This is a genomic window from Pseudomonas sp. Y24-6 (assembly GCF_020295325.1).
Lineage (GTDB): Bacteria > Pseudomonadota > Gammaproteobacteria > Pseudomonadales > Pseudomonadaceae > Aquipseudomonas > Aquipseudomonas gregormendelii.
This window is the reverse complement of record NZ_JACBXG010000001.1, coordinates 145,146-169,253: the sequence shown is the minus strand read 5'-3', so window position 1 is coordinate 169,253 and position 24,108 is coordinate 145,146. Positions and strand designations below refer to the sequence as shown.

Below are 24,108 nucleotides of genomic sequence, written 5' to 3'. Positions count from 1 at the left end.
GGCGCTTAGGGCGCAGTGATATCAATCGAGACTTTGTGCCGAACGATCATGTCGGCCAGCTGCAAAAAGTTACGTGGGTAGTCGAGCAAGTAGCGCTTGATGGTGTGCGGCTCGCGGTACATGCGGTAGAACGCGCGCAGGTGCAGGCGGTTGATTTTGGCGGGGTAGTAGCTCTCGCTGGCGGTGGCTTCCTGGCGGATGAAGCCGCCGCAGGTGAAGGCCACTCCGTCGAAGCCTGCATTCATCGCATCGATCATGAAGCTCTCTTGCAGCCCGGCGCCGAGTCCCACCAACAGCAGATTCGCCCCGGTGGTACGGATGTCAGCGTGAAGGTTTTTGGCTTGCGCCTGATTGAAATATCCGTTGTGGGCGCCGGCAATAATCAGCTGCGGATAACGCACGCGCAGCTTGGCGATAAAGGCCTCCAGCTCGGATTGCGTGGCGCCGACGATGTACACCCGCAAGTGCTGCTGTTCGGCATCGCGCAACACCGGGTCTGCAATCGAGGTGAAATCGAAACTGACCCGCTGCACGGGTTGGCCGGTCACCCGCGACATGAATCCCGACATCAACATGCCGTCGCAGAAGTAGGCGACGGAGGCTGGTGGCTGACGGATGAAACTGCCGATCGAGGCAAAATTGATGAAGGAAAATGCCCGGTTGCCCATCAGCAGATTCGGTTCGTAATGGTCCATCAAGGCGAGCCGGATCATGATGCGTCACCCGATTCCAGCGCCTGCTGGGTCTGGCGGCCGACCGAGACATAGGTGAAGCCACGCTTGCTCATGCGCTGCGGTTCGAACAGGTTGCGGCCGTCGAAAATCAGCGGCTGCTTGAGCTGGCGCTTGAGCAGTTCGAAGTCCGGCGCGCGGAACAATGTCCACTCAGTGACGATGACCAGCGCGTCGGCGTTTTTCAGGGCCGCTTCCTTGGTACCGGCGAGGGTAAAGTCATCGCGGGCACCGTATAAGCGCTGGGCTTCTTCCATGGCCTTGGGGTCGTAGGCCTGCACGTTGGCGCCTGCCCGCCATAGGGCTTCCATCAGCACGCGGCTCGGCGCCTCGCGGATGTCATCGGTGTCGGGTTTGAAGCTCAAGCCCCACAACGCGAAGGTCTTGCCCTGCAGCGCGCCGTTGAAGTGATCGGAAATCTTGCGGAACAGCGTGGTTTTTTGTTCGTTGTTGCGCGAGTCGACCGCTTTCAATAATCGCGCGTCGATGTCGACCCCTTCGGCGGTGTGGATCAGTGCCTTCACGTCTTTGGGGAAGCACGAGCCGCCGTAGCCAATACCTGGGTAGATGAACTGATAACCGATGCGCGGATCGGAGCCTATGCCGTGGCGGACCATTTCGATGTCGGCCCCGAGTTTCTCGGCGAGATTGGCCATTTCGTTCATGAAGCTGATCTTGGTCGCGAGCATGCAATTGGCGGCGTATTTGGTTAGCTCGGCGCTACGCACGTCCATGACGATGATCTTTTCGCGGTTGCGGTTGAACGGCTCGTACAACTCGCGCATCACCTCTTCGGCACGCGGACTGTCGGTGCCGATGATGATTCGGTCGGGGCGCATGCAGTCGTCGACCGCGCAACCTTCCTTGAGAAATTCGGGATTGGACACGACATCGAACGTCAGGTCGTGATGGTCGCTTTCGTGCAATGCCTGGGATATACAGTCGCGGACCAGGTCAGCGGTGCCGACCGGCACGGTGGACTTGTCAACGATGATGACGTGGCGTTGCAGGTGAAGGCCGATAGTGCGCGCCACGCTCAGCACGTGTCGCAGGTCAGCCGAGCCGTCCTCGTCGGGAGGCGTGCCAACGGCGATCAGCAGCACTTCACCATGGCGCACCGCTTCACCAAGGTCGGTGCCGAACCGCAGTCGACCGCTTTGGTGATTGTCTCGTACCAGCGTCTCCAGCCCCGGTTCGTAGATCGGCAGCGTGCCGCGTTCGAGCGATTGCACCTTGGCTGCGTCAACATCCACGCACAGCACATCGTGCCCAACCTGCGCCAACGCGGCGCCCTGAACCAGTCCCACATAGCCGATGCCGAATACGCTCACATTCATGGTAAACCTCGGTAGGTTGTGCTGACGGCCCGGTAACCAGGCACGCGCTCAGTAGATGTTTTTGGAGAACAGGGAGAGGGGGGTCTTGAGCAGAATCTTGATGTCGAGCCACAGCGACCACTGGTTGATGTAGTTCAGGTCCTGAGCGACCCGTAGCTGCATTTTTTCCAGGGTTTCGGTTTCGCCGCGGTGCCCGGTGACCTGCGCCAGCCCGGTGATTCCGGGCTTCAGGCGATGGCGGGCCATGTAGGCGCGAACCTTGCCGGTGTAATAGATGTTGTGAGTGACGGCATGCGGACGGGGACCGACCAGCGCCATTTGCCCGAACAACACGTTGAACAATTGCGGCAGTTCATCGATGGAACTGCGGCGCAAGAAGCGTCCCAGTGGCGTAACGCGATCGTCGTCGCGGGTGGCCTGGCGCACCTGCTGATCGTCGTGCACGCGCATCGAGCGAAACTTCCAAACCTTGATCACTTCGCCGTCACAGCCGTGGCGGTTCTGCTTGAACAACACCGGCCCCGGCGACGAGAACTTCACGGCGATCGCCACGCCTATCAGCAGCGGGCTGAGCACCATCAGCGCCACCGCAGCGAGGCTGCGCTCGAACAAATCCTTGCAGAACAGGCTGCCGGGATGGGAGGTGATCAGGCTTTCGTTGAGGTAGATCGCCGGCATCCGCTCGATCTCCGAGATCGAATGGTTGAGCAGGACCATGCTGCCGAAATCAGGAATCCAGACCACGTCGACGTTCATGTCGAGCAAGTCGATGTACAGCGCTTCGATGGTGGCGGCGTCGGCCATCGGCAATACGATGTAGACCCGGCGTGCTTCCAGGCGAGTGATGATCTCGCGTATGTCGTCGACATGCCCCAGCAGCGGCAGGATGCTTGGCGCCGGTCGGACCAGGGGCGTGGCGGAAATGAAGCCCAGCAACAACGTACGGTCGGGATGAATGAGTTTTTTCGCCAGCTCATGCGCCGTGGAGCAGGTGCCGATAATCACCGAACGGCGATCGTTGCGGCTTAGACGAGTGTGCAGTCGTACTGCAAAATGCAGCGGCAGGAAGCTGCACATCTGGACCAGAAATCCCGCGATCACCCAGACCAGCATCACCTGCCGTGAAAACAGGGCAGTGGTCTGGGTGACGAATGCGATGGCGCTCAGTCCCGCCAGCAAAATCAGCCACCCGGCGAGCAAACGACTGAGCCCGACCAGCAGCCCGTGGCGCTTGTGATAAACCTGCATCAGGCTGTAAGTCGGTACCGATCCCAGAATGGTCAGGATCATCAGCACCCGGTATTCGCTGGGCAGGCTGCCGACCCGCCATTGCACCAGCAGGATCAGGAGCAGGTTGACCAAGGTCATGGCGCACAACCATTGCCCCCAGAATGTCATGCCCCGGCGGTGTGCCATTTGAGCGGTATTAAGCGGCGTCATCGACTCGACCTCATAAAAAAAGAACGAACGGGTGCCGGAAGCGAGGGAGCGGGCTCCATCGCCACTGGGGCAGTTTCAGGTAGGGATGTGCTAGCGCGGGGCGAAGTCGTAGTCGTAGAAGGTGCGCGAATGGCTATATCCGTACTTTCGCGCCTTGCGCAGATCGACCTGGTTGAGTACGACGCCGAACACCGGGGCCTGGCTTTGCTGGAGTACAGCGAGGCCTTTCTGCACTTGCGCCACAGGGGTGCTTTGGGCTTTAACCACGTAGATGACGGAGTCCGAATGCTTGGCCAGCAGCAGGGCGTCGCTGACCATTTCCGCCGGTGGAGAGTCGATGATGATGTGTTGGTATCGGCCCTTCAGCGCCTGCAACATGCGACCCAGGCGTGGGGAACTCAGCAGATCCTGCACGGGCGGCCGGTGTGCCGAGCCGTACGGGTCCTGGGGCGAAGGCAGTCGAGGTGCGTCGAATGGGTCAAGTGGAGAAAGCGTCAGGCTCCCGGCCGGCAACATGTCCAGATTGCCCACCGTGCGGATGCAGTCCTCAAGCCTGGCCGTACCAGCGATCACGTTCGCCAGGCCTGGATTTTCTGGCGGGAAATCGAAGTTCAACGACAGTGTTGGCTGACGCATGTCGGCGTCGATCAACAGTACCCGCTCCAGTGAAGTGAGTGAACAGGCGAGGTTGTTGGCGATGGTGCTTTTGCCTTCACCGGCCACTGACGAGGTGACCAGCACCACCTGCGCCGGTGCCTCAGTGTTTTGCAGCATGAGCCAGGTGCGCAGGTTGCGGATGGTTTCGCTGAATCGCGGGTTGTCGTTGTCTTCGAACAACCGGGCCAGTTGCCGACGGCTTTTCTTCGTCACCAACGGCACTACGCTGAGCAGTGGCACGCCGAGGGTGCTTTCGATGGTTTCATCGCTTTTGAAGGTGTTACTCAGGGTCTCCAGCAAAAAGGCCAGCGCAATCCCGATGACCGCAGCGACCAGCGCCACAATCGCGATGATCAGGGCTTTGCGCGGTTTGCTCGCTTGCGTCGGGGCAATCGCAGCATCGACGATCCGCGCCTTGGCCGAATCCATGTCGGAGGTGGCGGCGGTTTCCTTCAGCCGTGTGACGAAGGTTTCGTAGAGTGCGCGAGTGCTGTCGACTTCACGTTGATATTCGCGCAGCTGGAATTCCTTGCGCGAGATGTCCTGGATCTGCGCTTTGTTGGTGTTGAATGATTGGCGCAAAGCGCTTTCGCTGGCAACCGCTAGCTGGTACTGGCGCTCGATGCCAGCGACCACTTGCTGCACTTGCAGCCGCAGGCTGCTGGCGGCGGTACGCAATTCGGTCTGGGCAGACACCAGTGCCGGGTGTTTCGATCCATAGCGCCCGGACAGCTCTTCAACCTTGGCTTGCGCCTTCGCCAGATCAGCCTGGAATTGCTGGATCAATGGGTTGCTCAGCACCGCTGGCACACTGGACAGTCGGCTGATATCACCATTGCTCAGCGCCTGCGCCTGGCGGAACTGACTTTCGGCTTCGGCACGATTGCGCCGCGCATCGATCATCCGGTTGCCGGTCATTTGCAACTCGTTGGCGCTGATGGTGGCGACACCGTCGACGTCCACCAGGCCTTGTTCCTCGCGATATCCCTGCAGCCTGTTTTCAGCGGTGCGCAGGTTATTGCGCAGTTCGACCAGGCGGGTGTTCATCCAACTGGTGTTGTTTTGCGAGGATTTGAGGCTGGTGTCCTGCTGGCTGTCGATAAAGCCCTGGGCCAGGGCATTAGCGGTGGCGGCCGCGAGCGCCGGATCGGGTAGCTCAACTTCAATTTCGATCAACTGGCTCTTGCCGACAAACTTGACGCTGGTGTGCAACATCAGGTTCTGCGTGACCTCGTTGAAAACATCCTCCTCGGTCGGCTCAGGCTTGGGCGCCGGCAAGTACTCCATCCATGGTAGCCACTGACCGCGATTAAGGTCGGCCAGCCATTGGCGCGGCGTGAACCATGATTTTGGTTGCTGGCGCGGGTCGGTGATTGGGTTCGTGGTCAGGCCAAGCTTGTTCACCGCCCGTTCTGCGAGGTCTCGCGATTGCAGCAATGCCAACTGCGTCTGCAAGTAATCAGTCGTGGTCGAGCCACCGGAATCGGCGTTCTGCTGAAAACTCATGACGGGTGGCGTCTTGTCTTTGATCAGCAGGGTCGTGCTGCCGACATATTGGGGGGTGATGAAGGACAGTACGGCCGCTGCGAGCGCGCAACTGAGCAACACCAGAAACGCGATATTCCACTTCGCGGCCCAGACGGTTCGCCAGAGCTGAAGCAGGTCCAGGGTGTCCGACTCTTCGTTGTTCGACGCACGCAAGTGCGCCTGGAGGGGACGTTCGACGTAGGTGCTAGGGCTGTTGTCCATAATTAGAAAAAGCCTTGTGCAATGGAAATGGTGTCACCCGGACTGATGACCGTGGTGCGGCTGATGTCGTCGATCACGGGTGGACCACCGACACCTCGCAGAATCGTCACGCGTTTCATCGAGGCGCGTTCGGTCAGCCCGCCGCCCAAGGCAATGGCTTTCTCAAGCGTGAGTCCGGGCTGAAACGGATAGCTCCCCGGCTTCTGCACTTCGCCATTGATGTAGAACGGTCGGTATTCGATCTGGCTGAGGCTGACCTTGGGATCGACCAGATAGCCTTGTTTGAGGCCTTCGACGATCTTGTGCTCGACCTGATTGGGGGTCAGTCCCCGAGCGATGACCTCGCCCAGAAACGGGTAGGAAAAGGTGCCGGCATCGTTAAGGCGGATCTTCTTGAAACTCAGCTCCGGTTCGCCGAACACCGTGATGCGCAAGACATCGCCCGCTGCCAGCTTGTAATCGGTAGTGGAATCGGCGGCGTGGGCTGCGGGAATCAGCCACCCCAGTAGCAACAGGAAAACGATGCGCGCATTCATGGGCCTGGCCTCTTAGAGACTAACGTCGAAACTGATCTGGAAGACGTTGCGGGTGAAACTCTCGTTGTCAGCGTCCGAGTCGTTGTCGCGGAATCGGTAACCGAGTTCGATGTCCAGCCAGCGGCGCATCTTGTAAATCACCGCCAGGTTGTAGTCCTGCAGGTTGTCGCTGCGCGACTGACCCTCGTAGTCGTAGCGGCCCATGCCGGCCTGGGCGACGGTGGTGATGCGTTCTGTCCAGCCATGGCGCCAGCCAACCTGGGTGAAGGTCGACTTGACGGCATCAGCGCCGTCGTCGCCTTCGGCCATGGCCTGTCGGGCAAGAAAGGTGAAGGTCGAGTAAGTGCGTGGTTTCCACCGCAGGTCCACTTGCCAGGTGGGATTGCTCAAGTCGCTGGCACCGCTTTCGTCGAAATCCTTGCGCTCATAACCGACCTTGAGTTTGCCGCTGGTACGAGCGCTCATGTCCCATTCGGCGCCGCCCAGCAACGCATTGGATCTGCTGCTGCGGGTGCTGCCCGATTGCAGGTAATCGAACCGGGTGTGGTCGTATTCGAGCAGGCCGCGCGTGTTGCTGCCGAGGCGGTGATACCAGGTACTGATAAAGCCGCTGGTGTTGCGCTCTTTGTCATCGTTGATCCCGTCGGCGTTGTCGTAGCGCAGTTGCGCATAACTGGCGCCGAGGTCGATCTGGTTGGCAGCCGTCCTGGCGCCGAAGGTGTACACGCCATTGACCCGTCTGTTGTCGATTTTGTCGTTGATGCCTTCGACGGCGGTCGAGGTCGTGCGCTCGTACTTGCGCGCTTCAGCTTCCAGTTTCAGTCGATGGCGATCGGTGAACTCCATGATGCTGTCGGCGCGTAGGCGCTGGGCGGTATTCGAGGCATCTTCATCCTGGTGATAGATGTAGCGCGTGGGTTCCCAAATCAGCCGCGTCGCGCTATTGCGGTCTTCAGCTTTGAGCTCGAAAGAAGGCGCGAGCCGGGTGACCATCGTGGATTGAACATCGTGTTCAATTTCACGAAAGTTATCGTCGTAACTTTCCGATAGAGCGAACTTGGGCGTGAAGTCGAAGCCGTAGACATTGATGGCTTGCGGCTCCAGGCACCAGGCCATTTCGGGGTATAGGCAAGCCAAGAGCAAGGCAGCGGGGCAGCGAGAGTTCAGGGCCATGGTTCTTGGTCCACAAAGTGGTTATCGGCGTAAGACGAAGGGCGCGCGCGGGAGTTATTGTCGTTGTCGCTCAAGCAAGCCCAGCGGTACGCGCACAGGCTGTTGCCGGTTGAGAAACTGCAACAGCATCATGACGCGCTCAGCACCCAGCATTGACAGACAGACACCTTCAAACGGTGCCAATGGTCCTGCAATGATGTGCAAGGTATGGCCAGGTTCGAGCGTGTTGGCAGGGGAGGATTCAAGCGATGTGGCATTGCGCACGCGTAGGTGTTCAATCACCTGATCGTTAACGATAGCCGGCACATGATTGAATTCGACGATGCGGCTGACGCCACGGGTTGAACGGATAGGGCCCCAGTTATCATCGCCACCCAGCTGGATGAACAGGTAACCCGGGAACAAGGATTCGACGACCTTGTGCGGTTTTCCCCGCACCATGCGGTCACTTATCAATTGTGGCCGAAACGTAGCGTAACCCTGCTGAAGCAAATTGAATTCAGCTCGTTCATCCTGGCGCGGCTTGCACTGCAGTAAATACCAATTGGAACCGTTGCGGCGACCCGTGAGCATGCTGGAATACTCCATACATAGCGAAAATTAAGCATGCTGAATTTACACACGTGAGTGCGTACTCATGCTTGTTGGAGGCTAGTAGGCTGATCAAAGCCAGAATGGTAAAGCCAGATGCGGCGTATGTTTTTATTGGCAGGGTAAGTGTTTCAAAAATGAATCACTTATGGTCGTGCGTTGTTATAGGCGGGTTGTCTTAGGTATAAACAGACGGCGACTTTCGTTGGGTAAAGCTGCCGCACGGTCTGCTTATGCAACCCTTTGGGGATGTTTGCCAAATAACTGGCTGGCAACTACCGAGGTGGAAACGAAACGGTTCGGCAGTTGGCTGCTCAGCCACGTACTAGTTATCGGCCAGACCTGAGTCGCTGTCAAACAGAAATAGTCAAAAATAATACCGTTTATCAAATCCGCAGAATCACGCGATTCAAGTATCTGTTTCATAAGCGTTTTTCTATTGTTGAAATCTCGTAAAACTTTTTCGCTTGCGTGTGGTCCTGGGGTTTATAGACCTTCGATAATGTCAGGTTGATTACAAATGTGGACTTTCCCCACAAGTGGGTGACATAACGCAGTATGTAAACGCTCTTCGTTGTGCATGCGGTTTTGGATCCTTATTGTCCAGTCTGCTATACCTCACAACTTCCGTTAGTTGTCGTTTTCGGACGACGCTGCGTATGAAGAGTGACGTCAATGAAATGACAGTGCTGTTGCCCAAAATGATTCGCTCACGAACCATGTATCAAGGGGGAGTATTGCCATGACCATTCTCGTGACCGGTGCTGCAGGGTTTATCGGGTATCACACCGCTACGCGCTTGATTGAGGACGGGGTTGAAGTCGTCGGGATCGATAACCTCAATGGGTACTATGACGTTACGCTCAAACAGGCTCGGCTCGCCGCATTAAAATCTTTGCCAGGCTTCGAATTTCATCAATTGGACATCGTCGACAAACCTGCGCTGATGGCGCTGTTCGAACAGCATCGTTTTGAATACGTCGTTCATATGGCAGCGCAGGCCGGAGTCAGGTATTCACTTGACCAACCGGACGTTTACGGGCAATCAAATCTGGTGGGTTTTCTGAATGTGCTTGAAGCCTGTCGTCGTGTTCCTCCAGAGCATCTGATCTACGCGTCGAGCAGTTCGGTGTACGGGGCCAACTGTAAAATGCCATTCCGGGAAGATGACCCGGTCGAGCAGCCGGTTTCACTCTACGCCGCAACCAAACGCGCCAATGAATTGCTGGCTTACAGCTATTGCCACCTTTATGGCTTGCACGCTACCGGGCTGCGCTTTTTTACCGTGTATGGGCCTTGGGGACGGCCCGACATGGCGCTATTCAAATTCACTCAGGCGATGATCGAGGGGCGTGCCATCGATCTCTACAACGAAGGGCAGATGGCGCGGGATTTCACCTACATCGACGACATTGTCGAGTCCATATACCGCTTGCTCAGCAAGCCCCCTGTGAGCGCGCAGGGGCGCGGCGCTAATCGGTTATTCAATATCGGACGCGGCAGTCCGGTCGCGCTCCTCGCGTTTGTCGAGTGCCTGGAGCAGGCGCTGGGCATTGAGGCACAGCGCAATCATCTGCCGCTGCAGGAAGGTGATGTGGTCAAGACCTGGGCGGATGTCTCCGCGCTTTCCACGTGCATCGGCTTCAGCCCACAGACGTCGGTTGACGTGGGCGTGCAAGCGTTCGTTCGCTGGTACCGGGCGTATTACCGTGTTTGAGCGGGGCAACGTCGCCAGCCATCGCTGTAGGGCACGATGCAGAAATGGCACATCCCGGAAAGGACGGGACACCACGCTATCGGATCGCCGACGGACAGATGGTGGGGGCGCAAGCACGGGGTACTCCTCCGAATTACCTGTGGGCATTCCCGTTCGACGGTCTCAAAATTGACCGCAGCTTTTTGAACCGGCTGGATGAAAGTGAGGATGACAAGGCAATTATCCGCGAGATAGTGGGGCTGGGGCGCGCACTGTCGCTGACGGTGACTGCGGAGGGCATCGAAACTGCCGAGCACCTTAAACTGCTCAAGGCGGTGTCATGCGATGAAGGACAGGGGTATTACCTGAGTCGACCGCTGGATGTCGACGCGTTCAATGATCTGGTGTCGGTCAGCGCGTAGCCCGTGTGAAGCGGCTTCCTTGAGCCCCGGGTGACCAGCGGCCTGAGGAGGCTAGGGCGTAACGCCCTAGCTGACAGCAGATGTCACTTTTTCTTTTTTGCCGGCTTGTCTGACTTCTCTGATTTCTTGGCCTTTTCTGGCTTGCTATCAGCTTTCTTGGCCTTCTCTGGCTTGCTATCAGCCTTTTTTGCAGATTTTTTCGGCTCGGCCTCTGTTTTCTTGTCTTTCTTGTCGGAAGATTTCGAAAGCGCCGAAGCCGCCGCTGATTTCTTGGCCGGTGATGACTTTTTGTCTTTCAATTCCTTGCTGGCTTTGGAAGCGTCACCTTTGCTTTTTTTCTCGTCTTTAGCCACGTTGACCACCTCTCGGAGTATGCCGGTATTGGCACAGTGCCTGTGCAAATGTTCACAAGCTGATCATTAGGCGAGCGCGTACAAAAGCGGTTCAACTTTTTTTGCTGCGGCGGGATGGCTTTGGTCGTTGAATAGACGGGAGCTGGAGGGGGCGTCTGGGGGGAGCGCAGGAGGGGAGGATCCGTGCAAACAAGCGCAAGAATTCGCACGCACACAGCAGATGGAGCCCAAACCCCAGAAACGACAAAGCCCTGAATAATCAGGGCTTTGTCGGTACAAATATGGCGGAGGCGATGGGATTCGAACTCATGGACCTGTTACAGTCGACGGTTTTCAAGACCGTTGCCTTAAACCACTCGGCCACACCTCCGTTTGCGTTGCGGGCGCCATAATACCTGAATGAAACACACTGTCAAACTCTCTGAGTAGCTTGTTACAAGGCGTCTGTTATGATCTTTGCGACTGAACGTTTCAAACCAACAGGAGTGTCGCCATGCGCGAACAGGATTACGCAGTTAATAACAGCGTGCAGGCTGAGCAGCTAGAGGTTAGCCGCGTCCTGCGCAACACTTACGGCCTACTCGCCCTCACTCTCGCATTCAGCGGCGTGATGGCCTATGTCGCCCAGCAGATGCGTGTCGGCTACCCGAATATCTTCGTGGTGCTGATCGGTTTCTACGGCCTTTTCTTCCTGACCAACAAACTCCGTGATTCCGCGTGGGGCCTGGTGTCGGCGTTTGCCCTGACCGGTTTCATGGGTTTCCTGCTCGGCCCGATCCTCAATCGCTACCTGGGCATGCAGGGCGGCGCGGAAGTGGTCAGCTCGGCCTTCGCAATGACCGCGCTGGTGTTCGGCGGCCTGTCGGCTTATGTGCTGATCTCGCGCAAGGACATGAGTTTCCTCAGTGGTTTCATCACTGCCGGTTTCTTCGTGTTGCTGGGCGCGGTAGTTGCCAGCTTCTTCTTCCAGATCAGCGGCCTGCAGCTGGCGATCAGCGCCGGTTTTGTGCTGTTCTCCTCGGTCTGCATTCTGTTCCAGACCAGCGCCATCATTCACGGCGGCGAGCGTAACTACATCATGGCTACCATCAGCCTGTATGTATCGATCTACAACCTGTTCGTCAGCTTGTTGCAGCTGTTCGGCATCATGAGCCGCGATGATTGATCGCAGGCTCTAATAAAAAACCCGCCTCGGCGGGTTTTTTATTGCCTGCAATCCCGGTTACCGGGCAACCATAATGCTGCCGTCGGCCTGTTGCCGGTAGATCGTGTAAGGCAGCACCAGGGTGTCCATCACGCCGGACAGCAACACATCGACCAGGACGATGGCCGGCGCAGTGGTCGGCGTATTGGCTTCGCGGCCTCTTTCGAGCGGGGCATTGAGGTAGCAGAAGTCGAAGATCACGCCGCTGTAGATACGCGGGACTGCGCCGCAATAACTCTGCTGTTCCTTGAGAATCCTGGAGGCTACTGCGTCGCCGCGCGCCACCGTCTGGACCGTACCGCAACCCGCGAGCATCAGCGCTGCCAATGCCATGACCTGAATTTTCATGCTGCCAATCCTTAGCTGTAAAACATCCAATCTACGTGTTTCGCAACAAAATATCACTCATTCCATCGGCGGCAATCGGCGTTTGACCGGGGTCTTTTTCACGATTGCGGTGTTGGTTTCAGCATGGGTGTTGAGGCGGTCGAGCAGGGTGTCCAGCTGTTCCATCGAGCGCACATGCAGGCGGGCGATGAAACAATCGTCGCCGGTGACCTTGTCGCACTCGGTGAATTCGGGGATCGCCTGGATCTGCCGTTCCACTTCCTGCAATTGCCCTGGCAGCGGACGGATGCGCACGATGGCCTGCAGCTGATAACCGAAGCACTTGGGGTCGATCTCGACGGTGTAGCCTTTGAGCACGCCGCGTTCTTCGAGGCGGCGCAAGCGCTCGGCCACGCTGGGCGAAGACAGGCCGCTGATACCTGCCAGGGCCTTGAGCGAGCGCCGCGAGTCTTCCATGAGGGCCTTGATCAGCACCTGGTCGATGTCGTCGGTCATGGCGAATCCTCCGTTAGGTAAATAATCAGATTCACCTTTGTAAAAAAGGTAGATGGGGATTCTAGCCTGCTTTTTGCTATGGAGGCGCCTGGCAGCTGATGGGCATAATCTGGCTTCAATTACAGGAGTCAGATGATGGACAAATCAATCCGTCGCGGGTCATTCGAGATGACCGCCGCCATGCTGATTTCCGGCACCATCGGCTGGTTTGTGCTGGTGTCCGGGCAGCCGGTGCTGGACGTGGTGTTCTGGCGTTGTGTGTTTGGTGCCGGCACCTTGCTGCTGATCTGCGCGGCCTTTGGTTTCCTGCGTCCCGGCCTGTTGACGCGCACCACGTTCCTGCTGGCGGTGCTTAGCGGCGTGGCGATTGTCGGCAACTGGGTGCTGCTGTTCGCGTCCTATTCCCGGGCATCGATTGCCATCGGTACGGCGGTGTACAACGTCCAGCCGTTCATGCTGGTGGGGCTGGCGGCGGTGTTCCTCAATGAAAAAATTACCCTGCAGAAACTGTTCTGGCTGGGCATTTCGTTCATGGGGATGCTGGCGATTGTCAGTGCCCACGGCACTCAGGGCGAGAGTGGCAATGACTACCTGATGGGCATCGCGCTGGCGTTGGGCGCGGCGTTTCTGTATGCCATCGCGGCCTTGATCATCAAGCACCTGACCGGTACTGCGCCGCATTTGATCGCGTTGATCCAGGTCTGCACCGGAGTTCTGCTGCTGGCGCCGTTTGCGCATTTTTCCGCGCTGCCGCAAGCGCCGAGTGCCTGGGCCAGCCTGGTGACGCTGGGCATTGTTCACACCGGGGTAATGTATGTGTTGCTGTATGGGGCGATTCAGAAATTACCCACGGCTTTGACCGGGGCGTTGTCGTTTATCTATCCGATCGCGGCGATCTTTGTCGATTGGTTTGCGTTTGGTCATCAACTGCAAATGCTGCAGTGGATTGGCGTCGCCGCGATTCTGCTGGCGGCGGCGGGTATGCAGCAGGGGTGGAACCTGGGGTTGCGTCATCGGGTGGCGCAGTAGGTCAAATACTCCACCGCGGCGCTGTCTTCGCCAGGCGTTGGCGCATCTGGTCGACGTTGGCCAGCAGCTGCAGAATCAGTAACCGGTTACCGTCCAGCGCGCTGTACACCGGCTCGCCCAGGCTGGGGCCTGGCGCCGGCTCTACAGGCCGGTTGAGACGCTGGTACGCGCCGGTTTTCAGCGCCCGGGCCATGCCCACCAGCTGCACCCGAATCAGCCGGTGCTCGGCTTTCAACAGGGCTTGCAACTGGCCCATGGCCGCTGGATCCCTGGCCTCGGGGCGGGTGTTGGCAAGTATTTCCAGGGTCGACACGCACATGCGCAGGTTGCGCTGCAGGGCGTCGAGCTCGGTCATGGAAACCTTCACTTCCTTGGACACCGAGGGCATCAGTGAGCGCAGTTGCACCATCACGCTGTTCAAGCGGCCCATGAGTCGATGGTGTTCGTCGTCCGTGACCGACTGGCCGTTGATGATGCGCCCGTAGAGGGTCGCGCAGTCGCGCAGGGCATCGGCCAGGTTGTAGCGCCAGGAGAACACCGCGTACAGCGGCAGGGCAAAGGAAAACGCCAGCGCCAGGGCAATCCCGATGAGGATGTCGACCCCGCGCCACAAGCCATCGCTGACCGGGTTGTCCCCATGGCCTGCGACGATAAATACCGTGATGCCCGCCAGCAGTGCGGTGTAACCGCCTTTGCCGATGGCGTGGTAGGAGAAAAAACCGCAGACCACCGACATCACGAAATAGGTCAGCCACGGCATTCCCAGCCAGCTCTGCTGCAGCACCAATAGCAGCCCGATTGCGGCACCGACCAGCGTGCCGATCGCGCGCTCGGCGGCTTTTTTGCCGATGTTGCCGTGATGCTGCAAGCCCCCGATCACCACCAGCATCGTCACCGACGCCCACTCGCCATGGGGCAGGTTGATGCCGGTGGTCAGCAGGATCGACGCCAGCAGCCCGAGCGAAACCCGCACCGCATGGATCAGCCTGGCGTGTTGGTAACGCCGGTACGGGTCCAGCAACGGACGCAGTAACCGGCGCAGCAGGGGTGGCAGTCGGTGCGTTCTGAATAGGGTCAGATCGGCTGTCCTCAGAAGATGTAGTCGGTCGTCAGGAAGCTTGAATTGCGCCCGCTGATGATCTCGCTGATGAGTTCCTTGTTGTTTTCCTGGAACTTGGTCGCCACCAGTGTGCGGATCGAAAACACCCGCAGGGCATCATGCACCGACAACGTGCCTTCTGCAGAATTCTTGCGGCCGTTGAACGGGTAGGTGTCCGGTCCTCTCTGGCACTGGGCGTTGAGGTTGATCCGGCCGACCTGGTTGGCAAAGGTGTCGACCAGCCGGCCCACCGCCACCGGGTTGGTGCCGAAGATGCTCAGCTGCTGGCCGAAATCCGATTCCAGTACGTAGTCGATCACCGTATCCAGATGACGGTACGGCACGATCGGCACCACCGGCCCGAACTGTTCTTCCTGGTAGACACGCATCTGCGGCGTCACCGGGTACAACACCGCCGGGTAGAAGAAGGACGCGCGGGTTTCACCGCCGTTGGGGTTGACCACGCTGGCGCCTTTGCTCTGCGCATCGGCTACCAGGGCGTGCAGGTAATCGACCTTGCTCGCTTCCGGCAGGGGGGTGAGGGACACGCCGTTTTCCCACGGCATTCCGGGTTTAAGGGTGGCAAGTTTGGCGTTGAACTTCTCAATGAAGGCATCGACCACGTCTTCATGGACGAACAGGATCTTCAGCGCGGTGCAGCGTTGGCCGTTGAACGACAGCGAACCGGTAACGGCTTCGTTGACGGCGTTATCCAGCTCGACTTCCGGCAGGACGATGCCGGGGTTCTTTGCATCCAGGCCCAGGGCCGCACGCAAGCGGTGCGGTTTGGGGTGGAGTTTTTTCAGGTCACTGGCGGCCTTGTTGGTGCCGATAAACGCGAAGATGTCGATCTTGCCGCTGGCCATCAGCGCGCTGACGGTTTCGCGACCGCTGCCGTAGATCACGTTGATCACCCCGGCCGGGAAGCTGTCGCGGAACGCCTCCAGCAACGGACGGATCAACAGCACGCCGAGTTTGGCCGGTTTGAACACCACGGTGTTGCCCATGATCAGGGCCGGAATCAGCGTGGTGAAGGTCTCGTTCAGGGGGTAGTTGTAAGGACCCATGCACAACGCCACGCCCAGCGGCACACGCCGGATCTGCCCGAGGGTGTCCTGTTCCAGCTCGAACCGGCTGGAGCGGCGATCGAGTTCCTTGAGCGCATTGATGGTGTCGACGATGTAGTCGCAGGTGCGGTCGAACTCTTTTTCCGAGTCCTTGAGGTTCTTGCCGATTTCCCACATCAGCAACTTGACCACCGCCTCGCGCTGTTCGCGCATGTGCCGCAGAAAGGTCTCAACGTGCTGGATGCGCTCGGCCACCCGCATGGTCGGCCACAAACCCTGGCCCCGGTCGTAGGCGCGCACGGCGGCGTCGAGGGCGGTCAACGCGGTCTCGGCATCCAGCAGCGGCGTGCTGCCCAGGATCACCTGCTGGTCGCCCTGATCGCTGCTCAGGTACACCGGGCTTCGCACCTGGGCGAGGGGGCCGTTCCAGGTTTTCAGTTCGCCGTCGACCAGGTATTCACGTTGTTCGGTCTGGCCCTCAAGGCGGTATTTCTCCGGGATGCTGCCGGCTTCAGGGAACAGGTGGTCAAGGATATGTGCAGTGGTCATGTCGCTACCCCGTCTGGATTGGCTGATGCGCAGATGAAACGTTTTAGCAGACCTGGCCCGCGCTTGTCATGGTTGATGTGCGCGGCAGCTGGGAAAGCGCAGCCGTTGAGCAATCCGATTCACTGGAAAAGCCTAGCCCTTGTTTGGGTGTACGGCGCCAGCGTAAACCCGTCTTTTTTCGCGGTGAATTATGGCCAGTGGCTATGCGTGCTTCGGACGGACGGTTATGCTCCGGGGGTTTTCTATTTGCCAATGATGAATAACTACAGTGACGTTATGAGCCAATCAGAGACGCGAGCGACTGTTCTAGCGCTGTACCCGGAAGACTCCCGCGAAGCTGCGGCGCTGCTCAAGCAGGCCGTTCCCCTGATGGTTCGTCACAACATCCCTCCTAACCCGGTGCACTACGCGCTTTGGTACACCTACAGCAAAGGCCAGGTGCCGGAGCTCAACCGCCAGCTGGACAAGGTGCTGGAGGACTTCCCGCAGTTTCCGCCGGAGTCCGCCTCGAAGCTGTTTCGCGACTACATCATTCGTGACGAGCTGGAAGTGGCGCGGGCGGGTCAACAGCAGGCCATCAATCTGGTCGATGACATGGCGCGAAACGTATCGCGCAGTGTGGAGGGTAATCGCAGTTTCCAGACCAGTCTGGGTCACTGCCTGGACATGCTCGAGGCGCCCGCCGACGAGCGCTTGCCGGATATCCTCAGCGAACTGCAGCAAAGTACCCGGCTGATGCAGAGTCAGCAGGAGCGCTTCCTGTCCCAGCTGCACAGCGCCCAGGACGAGATCAAGAGCCTGCGCGACAAGCTCCAGCGCGCACAACTGGCTGCGACCCTCGACGGCCTGACCGAACTGCTCAACCGTGCAGCGCTCACGCACGTTCTGGAACAGGCGTTGGCCAGGCCATCGCAAGGGCTCGCGTTGGTCATCCTGGATATTGACCACTTCAAGCAGTTCAACGACCAGTATGGTCACCCCCTGGGCGACCGGGTGCTGCAGCATGTCGCGCAAACCCTGCGCAACGCCTTGCCGGCCCATGCCCATGCCGCGCGATATGGCGGCGAAGAGTTCTGCGTGGTGCTGGAACAATGCCCCGACCACGCCACCGCCCGGGCCTTCGCCGAGCAACTGCGGCTGAAGATCCAGTCCCTGCGCATCAAGACCCGCGGCGATGGCAAGCTGCTGGACACCATCACGGCGTCATTCGGTACCGCCTTGGCCCGGCCCGACGACACCCTCGACAGCCTGTTGGTCCGCGCTGACGATGCGCTGTACCGGGCCAAGCATAATGGGCGCAATCAGGTGATGTGATGGGTGGCGGGGCAGGTGATGTTGATGTCGGATGTCACGGCCTCTTTGTCGGAACGCCGCCCGGAGCAAGCCCGCTCCAGGGGGGGGCGGTCAGCAGGACCTCGTCGGTAGGACGCGTCTGTAGCGCCATTCTGAAAATGCTTTTTTGCGCTTTTTTCGGTTGTGACAGGTCACCTCGTGTCGTTACGTTAACCCGCAGGCTTCATTGTTCAGAGGAGGCCGGGGACGACTGTCGATAGAGGATCACCTAGTGCAAGCACCCAAGAAATTCCTGGCGTATGCCGCCGTCCACCAAGCCCTGACCCAGGTCGATCTGACCGAAAAAGGTAGCCCCGACCACGCCGTGCGACTGCTGGTCGACGAGGTCCTCGGGGGGCTGGCGGCGAAGGGCTGGCCCGTGGCGCAGGAGTTGACCGGTCCGAGGATTGTCTCTGCCGAAGATAATTACGGTCTGCTCGGTTACGATCCCGCAGAAGTCAGGCTCGGCAATGCGCACACCTGCTGGGTGGATGAGTTCTCGCTGCTGCGCACGCAAACCACCAGCCAGATTCCCGCCGCGCTGCAGCGAGTGGCGGCATTGCGCCAGCCGGGGGAAACGATCCTGCTGGCCGCGCCGGGGATCACGTTCCGGCGCGACAGTCGCGATCGCTGGCATTGCGCGCAGCCGCACCAGATGGACATCTGGGTATTGGGCGATCCGTCGATGTCGACTCGAGAACATCTGCTGCGCCTGGTCGACGATGTCATGCAATCGGCGGTACCGGAAAAATCCTGGATCTTCACCGACAGTCGGCATCATTACACCGAGGGTGGAATCGAAGTAAGCGTGTTGAATGAGCGCATTCCGGTCGAGGTCCTGGAGTGCGGTCTCATCGCCGAATCGTTGTTGCAGCGACTGGGTATCGATCCGCTACGCCACGGCGGATTGGCCTTGGGCATGGGCCTGGATCGCCTGACCATGTTGCGCAAGGGCATCGCGGATATTCGCCTGTTGCGCGACCAGAACGAGCAAGTCCAGGCGCAGATGCGCGACCTCAAGCCGTGGGTGCCCGTGTCACGTTCGCCGGCGATTGCCCGGGATGTTTCGCTGGGGGTCACGCCAGGGCTGAGTGAGGAGGTGTTGACCGAACGCATTTGCCTGGCTGCCGGCAAGTGCTCTGGCTGGATTGAGGAGGTCCAGCTCAAGAATCGCTGGAAATATGCCCAGTTGCCACCTCATGCAATTGAACGGCTGGGCATACTGCCGGGCCAGGAGAGCGTGCTGCTGCGTGTGGTGTTGCGCAATTGTTCGAGGTCGATCACCACCGCAGAGGCCAATAGAGTGTATTCGGTGATCCAGTCAGCATTGCATGAAGGGGTTCCGGGAAAGGGCAGCAGGATGAATCTGAGCACGATCTGAGCACCAACCCAGGGAGGTTTCACCGCGATCGATTCACCAGCGCAATCACCAATGCCATACCCACCAGCACCAGGGCAACCGCAAAGGTGATGCGCATCCCGCTGGCAACTGCCTGGGGGTGCGCCAGGTTGTGCGTCGCAGCAGTTGAGGCCATGGCGAATACCGCTCCCAGAACCGACGCTCCGGTGACAAGTCCCAGGTTGCGGGACAAATTCAGCAAGCCGGCAATCACTCCCCGGTTATCCTGGGTAACCTGGGCCATCACCCCGGTGTTGTTGGCCGTCTGGAACAGCGCATAACCCAGTGTTACCACCATCATCGGCGCCACATAGCCCACGATGCCAGACCCCAGCGGGAGGGCCGACAATCCCAGGCAACCGAGCACCATTGCACCAAGGCCGCCGAAGGTTATGCGACGGGTGCCGAAGCGGTCGACAACGCGGCCGGCCGGCACACTTGTCAGCGCCGCCACCACTGGCCCGACGGACAGTACCAACCCCACCCGCAGCGTCTCCAGTCCCAAGCCCTGGGCCAGGTAAAAAGGCCCAACCACCAGTGTCGCCATCATCACGGTGGTGACCAGCGCGCTCATGACCAGGCTGGCGCTCAAGTGCCGGTCGCGGAAAATGTTCAGGGAGATTAAAGGTGATGCGGCGCGGGCCTCGACATGGATGAACAGGCCAAGCCCTAACAAGGCGCCGAGCAACAGCGCGCCATTGAGCCATCCGAAGCTGCCGTGCCCGAGTGTCATGGCCAGTGCATAGGCCCCCAGCGTCAATGCCAGCAGCGCAGTACCCAGACTGTCGAAGCCCGCGGATGGCACCTTGGGGGTTGGTGCCGCAGCAGGCAGATGGCGGTACGCCAGCAGCCAGGTCAGCAGCCCCAGCGGCACAGTGACCAGGACCATCGCCCGCCAGCCGAAACCATCGATCAACAGGCCGCCCAACGAAGGTCCCATCGCGGTGCCCACTGCGGACATGGTCCCCAGCAGCCCCATGGCACTTCCGGTGCTGGCCTTGGGGACGGACTCACCGACCAGCGCCATGGTCAACGCCATCATGATCGCTGCAGCCAGGCCTTGCAGCGCCCGGGCGCCAATCAGCACTCCCAGGCTGGGTGCCAGGCCGCACAGGGCCGAGGCAAATGTGAACAGCGCAATGCCGCTGAGCAGCAGTCGCCGCCGACCCAGCTTGTCGCCGAGCCGGCCGACGCTGACGATCAGCGTGGTAATGGCTAACAGATAAGCAATCAGCACCCATTGCACCTGTTGAAAGGATGCATCGAACGCTTCGGCTAATGTCGGTAGGCCTACATTGACGATGCTGGTGCCGAGTGCGGCCAGTAACATGGACAGGGACAGGCTGAGCAACGCCAAGGCAATGGGCGCGGAGGGCTGGGCAACGGTCATCGTCGGCTTCATGGTGAACCTCGGGCTCGGACAGCCCCGGATTGGGCGGCTGTCAGAAATCTACGCCCTGGACTAACATGGCGGAAGGCGCACAGGATGCACTTGATACCTGCACCAGACGCCATCTTCCACCATCGCGAGGCATGTAATGGGCACTCCCGACCTGAATTTGCTGGTGACCCTCGATGTGCTGCTTGCCGAAGGCAGTGTTGCCAAGGCGGCCAAGCGTTTGCGCCTCAGCCCCTCGGCTATGAGCCGGGCCCTGGCGCGACTGCGCGCGACCACCGGTGACCCGTTGTTGGTGAGGGCGGGGCGCGGTCTCGTGGCCACACCGCGGGCATTGCAGTTACGTGAACGCGTCAGTCAGTTGGTGCAGGAGGCCGAAGCGGTGTTGCGCCCGGCGGAGCAGCCCGACCTGGCACATGTGACGCGCACACTCACGCTGCGCACCCGCGAGGGTTTCGTCGAGAATTTCGGCGCCCGGCTGATCGCCCGTGTGGCCGAACAAGCTCCGGGACTACGCCTGTGCTTTGTGCACAAGAACAACAAGCAGAGCATGGCGCTGCGCGATGGCATCGTGGACCTGGAGACCGGCGTGGTAGGCAAATCCGCGAGCCCGGAGTTGCGCACCCAAGGGCTCTTTCACGACCGTATTATCGGTGTGGTGAGGGCCGGTCACCCATTATCCCGGGGCACAGTCACGCCGGTTCGCTACGCGTCGGGCAGCCACGTCGCTGTTTCGCGGCGCGCAGAGGAAAGGGGGGCGATCGACCAGGCCCTTGAAGCGATGGGTCTGGTGCGGCGGATTTCGACGAGCGTTGCCGGGTTCGGCACCGCACTGGTGCTGGCCCGGGAGAGTGACTTGATCGCCAGCGTGCCGGAGCGTCACACCGCCAATCTGCGGGCGGACATGCATGCTTTTGAACTGCCCGTCGATCTTCCGCCCTTGACGATCGCGATGCTTTGGCACCCACGTCTGGATGCCGACCCGGTGCATCGCTGGTTGCGCGCTTGTATGCGGGAAGTGTGTTCGAGCCAGGAGTCACTGGCCAATCTGGCGACACCGGGCCAGCCCTGAACGATCAGCGCACTACCCCCCGAGCGTGGTGCGAAGGCCGTGCCGGCTGCGCGGTAGTGGCGCGGTTGAGCAGGTGGTCGGCCAGCACGTCGTTGAGAAAGCGGAACTGGTCGTTCAGGCCGACCACTTCGTTACTGAAGTGATTGGCGGCGGCCGGCATCAGCAGGTCTTCAAACTGTTTGTCGAACACCAGCGCGAACACTTTGCGCGATACCACTTGCTGGGAATAGTAGTTATTGCCAAACACCGGAAAGCTCACGGAGAGGGTGACGGGGTGGATCATGACGGTTGCTCCTCGGACAATACGAGCCAGGAAAAAATGCTCAGCGTGACGGCCGTCAGGGCCAGGCAGGTCAGGAGATGAATCAACATGATGGGCCCCTCCGGTATGGGGTGATGGCTTGATGGGATTGATCCTACGCTGACGAAATTTTTGCGGAAGGCATTCGCCGCGATGGTGGTTATCGATGGGAATGATGGTCGGTCTTGGCGGTGTACTGACCGACGCCCTCGCGGGCAAGCCCGGCTCCCACAGGGATGTCCGCCGTACACAACTGCTGCGTTCGCCATCAACCCCTGTGGGAGCGGCGGTGCGACGATTAGGGTTGCCCGCGATGGCGGTGCTGAAAGTAAAAACGATCTGAAGGCGCACGCCACCGCCGCCTATACTCAAACCACAGTCCCTGCGAGCGCCGAGCATCCTGTTTGGCCTCGCGTTTGTCAGGAAGCCGCGACCTTGAACCTGCGTTCGCTGATCGTCGCCGTGCTGTTGGTCGTGGCGGGATGCGCCACGCCTGAGCGCGCGCCTGTCAGACAACCCCCGATCATCGTGGCGCAGGCCACCTGGCAACAGGTGGATCGAGAGATTGTGGCGGCTTCCCGCTCGGCCACCGAGCAAGCCAAAGTCTTCGCGCGTGGCTCCATGGAGCATTGGCGCACGCGGATCTACGAGCAGACTGAAGAGAACTTCATCCCCTGGTTCAGCAGCTACTGGACCCAGGAATGGATGTCGATGAAGGTCAGCTGGTACACCATCAGCGCCAAGGGAGAGCAGGACGCCTCGGCCAAGCGCCTCGCGCAGTACCTGCTTGATGAATACCAGGAAAGGGTGCTGGCGCCGGTGGCCGTCGAGGTCGACCCGGATGCGATTCTGCATCAGGCCACCGAGTTCTACGTGCAGCTCATGGGCCAGCAGCTGCAGGTGATTGCCCAGCGTCATCGCGTGCCCATGGACCAGCTCAACGCCCGCGCCAACAAGATCCCGGCCATTGCCCTGGGCCCACCGGCTGCGCGGGACGCTTCGCTTTACCAGGTCATTCACACCGACCTCAATACGCTGCCGGCGTATTCGGCGCTGATCGAAAAAATTCACGTCGCCGGTGGCGACAGGGGCGTGGGTTCGACTGACACGGCCATGGCGCCCGTGGCCAAGCGTGCCAGTCAACGCATGGAGGCCGAAATGGCCCCGCGCGGCGCCGCCAGTGCCGTGGCCGCAGCCGCCGGCAAGCTGGCGGGAGGCTTGATCACGGTGGGGGTGGCGGGCATACGCGCAATCATCCGGGCCAACGACCGCCCCGACAGCGAGGCGCTGATCCGCAATAGCCTGGGCAACACCTTCGACAAGGCCTGGCAGAAGCTGGTGCAGAACCCGACGACCGGAGTGATGGCCGGCACCTTGTACATGGCGGGGCAGGTGGAGGGGAACCTTGGCGGGAGGGTCGAACAGCCGTCGGTCGGATCCCAAGGCGCAGCTGTCGACTGGAGCCCGACGGAATCGACTAGCCAGCAGCTCGACCCTCTACCCCCGGCAGGAGAATAACCATGTCTTACGTTGATGGCTTGATCGCTGCAGTACCCACCGCCAATCGTGAAAAATTCAGGAAGCACGCCGAGTCGGCCGCGGTCATTTTCAAGGAAAACGGTGCCTTGAGCGTTGTTGAATGCTGGGGTGATGACGTGCCCGACGGCAAGGTCACGTCGTTCCCCATGGCGGTGAAACTCAAGGAGGACGAAACCGTGGTGTTTTCCTGGATCGTCTGGCCGGACAAGGCCACCCGCGATGCCGGCATGAACAAGCTTATGTCCGACCCGCGCATGCAGCCGGACGTCAACCCGATGCCGTTCGACGGCCAGCGCATGGTGTTCGGCGGATTTAACATGATCGTGCAGGCCTGAGGCCCGGCGCAGGGTCACTCCGCCGACGGGGTGATCCTGCAGCTCTTGCGGTTGCGGATCTCGATGTCCGTGGGGCGCTCTTTGATAAACTCAAAACGCGGTTCACCTTCGCTATAGTGGACCAGCCATCCCCAGTCCAGCTCGGACTCGTCCTGACCCGGCCGCGGTGGCATTGCCCACCAGGGTTCCTTGCTGATGATCTCTCGCATGACCCGCTCCCGTTGATGGGGTTGTCTGAACTATAACTTGCCTATCAGG

Annotated in this window: 23 protein-coding genes, 1 tRNA gene and 1 pseudogene; 9 read left to right on the top strand and 16 right to left on the bottom strand. The window is 59.8% G+C overall.

The genetic code is table 11. From position 1 onward, the window contains the following. Positions 1-5: 5 nt before the first annotated feature. The 7 genes from HYI44_RS00755 to rfaH all read right to left on the bottom strand — a co-directional run bounded on the left by HYI44_RS00755 (position 6) and on the right by rfaH (position 8,196). Complete coding sequence (locus HYI44_RS00755; protein ID WP_225568498.1) at positions 6-713, bottom strand: WecB/TagA/CpsF family glycosyltransferase; 708 nt, start codon at positions 711-713, stop codon at positions 6-8. Beyond that, on the bottom strand, positions 710-2,068 hold the full coding sequence (locus HYI44_RS00750; protein WP_225568497.1) for a UDP-glucose dehydrogenase family protein: 1,359 nt from the start codon (positions 2,066-2,068) through the stop codon (positions 710-712). Before HYI44_RS00750 ends, HYI44_RS00755 begins: the two co-directional genes overlap by 4 nt. 48 nt (positions 2,069-2,116) lie before the next feature. Next, positions 2,117-3,508, bottom strand: a complete 1,392-nt coding sequence (locus HYI44_RS00745; protein WP_225568496.1) for an undecaprenyl-phosphate glucose phosphotransferase — start codon at positions 3,506-3,508, stop codon at positions 2,117-2,119. A gap of 90 nt (positions 3,509-3,598) precedes the next feature. Further along, positions 3,599-5,914 (bottom strand): GumC family protein, encoded by a 2,316-nt coding sequence (locus HYI44_RS00740; RefSeq protein ID WP_225568495.1) that lies wholly within the window; start codon positions 5,912-5,914, stop codon positions 3,599-3,601. 2 nt (positions 5,915-5,916) lie between these two features. Then, positions 5,917-6,450: a polysaccharide biosynthesis/export family protein gene (locus HYI44_RS00735; RefSeq protein ID WP_225568494.1), complete on the bottom strand. Its 534-nt coding sequence runs from the start codon at positions 6,448-6,450 to the stop codon at positions 5,917-5,919. Between the two features lie 12 nt (positions 6,451-6,462). Further along, positions 6,463-7,623, bottom strand: coding sequence for an outer membrane beta-barrel protein (locus HYI44_RS00730; RefSeq protein WP_225568493.1), 1,161 nt, complete (start codon positions 7,621-7,623; stop codon positions 6,463-6,465). A 54-nt stretch (positions 7,624-7,677) separates the two neighbouring features. Further along, positions 7,678-8,196 carry a transcription/translation regulatory transformer protein RfaH gene (gene rfaH / locus HYI44_RS00725; RefSeq protein ID WP_225568492.1) on the bottom strand — a complete coding sequence of 173 codons (519 nt, stop codon included), beginning with the start codon at positions 8,194-8,196 and terminating at the stop codon, positions 7,678-7,680. Between the two features lie 760 nt (positions 8,197-8,956). On the opposite strand from rfaH, the gene HYI44_RS00720 reads away from it, so the two are divergent. Then, complete coding sequence (locus HYI44_RS00720; RefSeq protein WP_225568491.1) at positions 8,957-9,931, top strand: NAD-dependent epimerase/dehydratase family protein; 975 nt, start codon at positions 8,957-8,959, stop codon at positions 9,929-9,931. 115 nt (positions 9,932-10,046) lie between these two features. Further along, a pseudogene (locus HYI44_RS00715) lies at positions 10,047-10,332 on the top strand (EAL domain-containing protein); the annotation flags it as partial. 83 nt (positions 10,333-10,415) lie between these two features. Here HYI44_RS00715 and HYI44_RS00710 read toward each other — a convergent pair. Both HYI44_RS00710 and HYI44_RS00705 read right to left on the bottom strand, forming a co-directional pair. Then, positions 10,416-10,694, bottom strand: a complete 279-nt coding sequence (locus tag HYI44_RS00710; protein ID WP_163019433.1) for a hypothetical protein — start codon at positions 10,692-10,694, stop codon at positions 10,416-10,418. Between the two features lie 273 nt (positions 10,695-10,967). Next, positions 10,968-11,055 (bottom strand) — tRNA-Ser (locus HYI44_RS00705). A 123-nt stretch (positions 11,056-11,178) separates the two neighbouring features. Between HYI44_RS00705 and HYI44_RS00700 the strand changes: the two genes are divergently transcribed. Then, complete coding sequence (locus tag HYI44_RS00700; protein ID WP_045057637.1) at positions 11,179-11,850, top strand: Bax inhibitor-1/YccA family protein; 672 nt, start codon at positions 11,179-11,181, stop codon at positions 11,848-11,850. Positions 11,851-11,907: 57 nt separating this feature from the next. On the opposite strand, the gene HYI44_RS00695 is transcribed toward HYI44_RS00700, so the two are convergent. Together HYI44_RS00695 and HYI44_RS00690 are read right to left on the bottom strand one after the other, a co-directional pair. Then, on the bottom strand, positions 11,908-12,237 hold the full coding sequence (locus HYI44_RS00695; RefSeq protein ID WP_122839539.1) for a YceK/YidQ family lipoprotein: 330 nt from the start codon (positions 12,235-12,237) through the stop codon (positions 11,908-11,910). A 57-nt stretch (positions 12,238-12,294) separates the two neighbouring features. Beyond that, entirely contained in the window at positions 12,295-12,732 is a 438-nt protein-coding gene (locus HYI44_RS00690) for an Lrp/AsnC family transcriptional regulator (protein ID WP_045057639.1), read from the bottom strand. Between the two features lie 135 nt (positions 12,733-12,867). Here HYI44_RS00690 and HYI44_RS00685 point away from each other — a divergent pair, with 135 nt between their 5' ends. Next, positions 12,868-13,761 carry a DMT family transporter gene (locus tag HYI44_RS00685; RefSeq protein WP_225568490.1) on the top strand — a complete coding sequence of 298 codons (894 nt, stop codon included), beginning with the start codon at positions 12,868-12,870 and terminating at the stop codon, positions 13,759-13,761. A 1-nt stretch (position 13,762) separates the two neighbouring features. On the opposite strand, the gene HYI44_RS00680 is transcribed toward HYI44_RS00685, so the two are convergent. Beyond that, complete coding sequence (locus HYI44_RS00680; protein ID WP_122839542.1) at positions 13,763-14,806, bottom strand: FUSC family protein; 1,044 nt, start codon at positions 14,804-14,806, stop codon at positions 13,763-13,765. A gap of 44 nt (positions 14,807-14,850) precedes the next feature. Further along, positions 14,851-16,476: an NADP-dependent glyceraldehyde-3-phosphate dehydrogenase gene (locus tag HYI44_RS00675; RefSeq protein WP_225568489.1), complete on the bottom strand. Its 1,626-nt coding sequence runs from the start codon at positions 16,474-16,476 to the stop codon at positions 14,851-14,853. 276 nt (positions 16,477-16,752) lie between these two features. Here HYI44_RS00675 and HYI44_RS00670 point away from each other — a divergent pair, with 276 nt between their 5' ends. Together HYI44_RS00670 and HYI44_RS00665 are read left to right on the top strand one after the other, a co-directional pair. Beyond that, entirely contained in the window at positions 16,753-17,790 is a 1,038-nt protein-coding gene (locus HYI44_RS00670; protein WP_225568488.1) for a GGDEF domain-containing protein, read from the top strand. Between the two features lie 250 nt (positions 17,791-18,040). After that, positions 18,041-19,189 (top strand): hypothetical protein, encoded by a 1,149-nt coding sequence (locus HYI44_RS00665; RefSeq protein WP_225568487.1) that lies wholly within the window; start codon positions 18,041-18,043, stop codon positions 19,187-19,189. 19 nt (positions 19,190-19,208) lie between these two features. Here HYI44_RS00665 and HYI44_RS00660 read toward each other — a convergent pair whose 3' ends face one another. After that, complete coding sequence (locus HYI44_RS00660; RefSeq protein WP_225568486.1) at positions 19,209-20,609, bottom strand: MFS transporter; 1,401 nt, start codon at positions 20,607-20,609, stop codon at positions 19,209-19,211. Positions 20,610-20,745: 136 nt separating this feature from the next. On the opposite strand from HYI44_RS00660, the gene HYI44_RS00655 reads away from it, so the two are divergent. Beyond that, entirely contained in the window at positions 20,746-21,675 is a 930-nt protein-coding gene (locus HYI44_RS00655) for a LysR family transcriptional regulator (protein ID WP_225568485.1), read from the top strand. A gap of 4 nt (positions 21,676-21,679) precedes the next feature. Here HYI44_RS00655 and HYI44_RS00650 read toward each other — a convergent pair whose 3' ends face one another. Further along, the gene (locus tag HYI44_RS00650; RefSeq protein WP_201148043.1) at positions 21,680-21,958 is read right to left on the bottom strand and encodes a hypothetical protein; all 279 of its coding nucleotides are present in this window, start codon (positions 21,956-21,958) and stop codon (positions 21,680-21,682) included. A gap of 453 nt (positions 21,959-22,411) precedes the next feature. Between HYI44_RS00650 and HYI44_RS00645 the strand changes: the two genes are divergently transcribed. Then, positions 22,412-23,494, top strand: a complete 1,083-nt coding sequence (locus HYI44_RS00645) for a hypothetical protein (RefSeq protein WP_122839549.1) — start codon at positions 22,412-22,414, stop codon at positions 23,492-23,494. Between the two features lie 2 nt (positions 23,495-23,496). Further along, positions 23,497-23,850 (top strand): DUF1428 domain-containing protein, encoded by a 354-nt coding sequence (locus HYI44_RS00640; RefSeq protein ID WP_045057647.1) that lies wholly within the window; start codon positions 23,497-23,499, stop codon positions 23,848-23,850. Positions 23,851-23,864: 14 nt separating this feature from the next. Here the strand turns inward: HYI44_RS00640 and HYI44_RS00635 are convergent, their stop codons facing one another. Then, positions 23,865-24,059 (bottom strand): hypothetical protein, encoded by a 195-nt coding sequence (locus HYI44_RS00635; protein WP_045057648.1) that lies wholly within the window; start codon positions 24,057-24,059, stop codon positions 23,865-23,867. Positions 24,060-24,108: the final 49 nt, after the last annotated feature.

Bases quoted from the DNA above. Each gene is read 5' to 3' on its own strand.
- HYI44_RS00750 (WP_225568497.1), bottom strand. From the start codon at position 2,068: ATGAATGTGAGCGTATTCGGCATCGGCTATGTGGGACTGGTTCAGGGC.
- HYI44_RS00755 (WP_225568498.1), bottom strand. From the start codon at position 713: ATGATCCGGCTCGCCTTGATGGACCATTACGAACCGAATCTGCTGATG.
- HYI44_RS00740 (WP_225568495.1), bottom strand. From the start codon at position 5,914: ATGGACAACAGCCCTAGCACCTACGTCGAACGTCCCCTCCAGGCGCAC.
- HYI44_RS00700 (WP_045057637.1), top strand. From the start codon at position 11,179: ATGCGCGAACAGGATTACGCAGTTAATAACAGCGTGCAGGCTGAGCAG.
- rfaH (WP_225568492.1), bottom strand. From the start codon at position 8,196: ATGCTCACGGGTCGCCGCAACGGTTCCAATTGGTATTTACTGCAGTGC.
- HYI44_RS00655 (WP_225568485.1), top strand. From the start codon at position 20,746: ATGGGCACTCCCGACCTGAATTTGCTGGTGACCCTCGATGTGCTGCTT.
- HYI44_RS00690 (WP_045057639.1), bottom strand. From the start codon at position 12,732: ATGACCGACGACATCGACCAGGTGCTGATCAAGGCCCTCATGGAAGAC.
- HYI44_RS00730 (WP_225568493.1), bottom strand. From the start codon at position 7,623: ATGGCCCTGAACTCTCGCTGCCCCGCTGCCTTGCTCTTGGCTTGCCTA.
- HYI44_RS00635 (WP_045057648.1), bottom strand. From the start codon at position 24,059: ATGCGAGAGATCATCAGCAAGGAACCCTGGTGGGCAATGCCACCGCGG.
- HYI44_RS00685 (WP_225568490.1), top strand. From the start codon at position 12,868: ATGGACAAATCAATCCGTCGCGGGTCATTCGAGATGACCGCCGCCATG.
- HYI44_RS00675 (WP_225568489.1), bottom strand. From the start codon at position 16,476: ATGACCACTGCACATATCCTTGACCACCTGTTCCCTGAAGCCGGCAGC.
- HYI44_RS00650 (WP_201148043.1), bottom strand. From the start codon at position 21,958: ATGATCCACCCCGTCACCCTCTCCGTGAGCTTTCCGGTGTTTGGCAAT.
- HYI44_RS00720 (WP_225568491.1), top strand. From the start codon at position 8,957: ATGACCATTCTCGTGACCGGTGCTGCAGGGTTTATCGGGTATCACACC.
- HYI44_RS00660 (WP_225568486.1), bottom strand. From the start codon at position 20,609: ATGAAGCCGACGATGACCGTTGCCCAGCCCTCCGCGCCCATTGCCTTG.
- HYI44_RS00735 (WP_225568494.1), bottom strand. From the start codon at position 6,450: ATGAATGCGCGCATCGTTTTCCTGTTGCTACTGGGGTGGCTGATTCCC.
- HYI44_RS00640 (WP_045057647.1), top strand. From the start codon at position 23,497: ATGTCTTACGTTGATGGCTTGATCGCTGCAGTACCCACCGCCAATCGT.
- HYI44_RS00695 (WP_122839539.1), bottom strand. From the start codon at position 12,237: ATGAAAATTCAGGTCATGGCATTGGCAGCGCTGATGCTCGCGGGTTGC.
- HYI44_RS00745 (WP_225568496.1), bottom strand. From the start codon at position 3,508: ATGACGCCGCTTAATACCGCTCAAATGGCACACCGCCGGGGCATGACA.
- HYI44_RS00670 (WP_225568488.1), top strand. From the start codon at position 16,753: ATGAGCCAATCAGAGACGCGAGCGACTGTTCTAGCGCTGTACCCGGAA.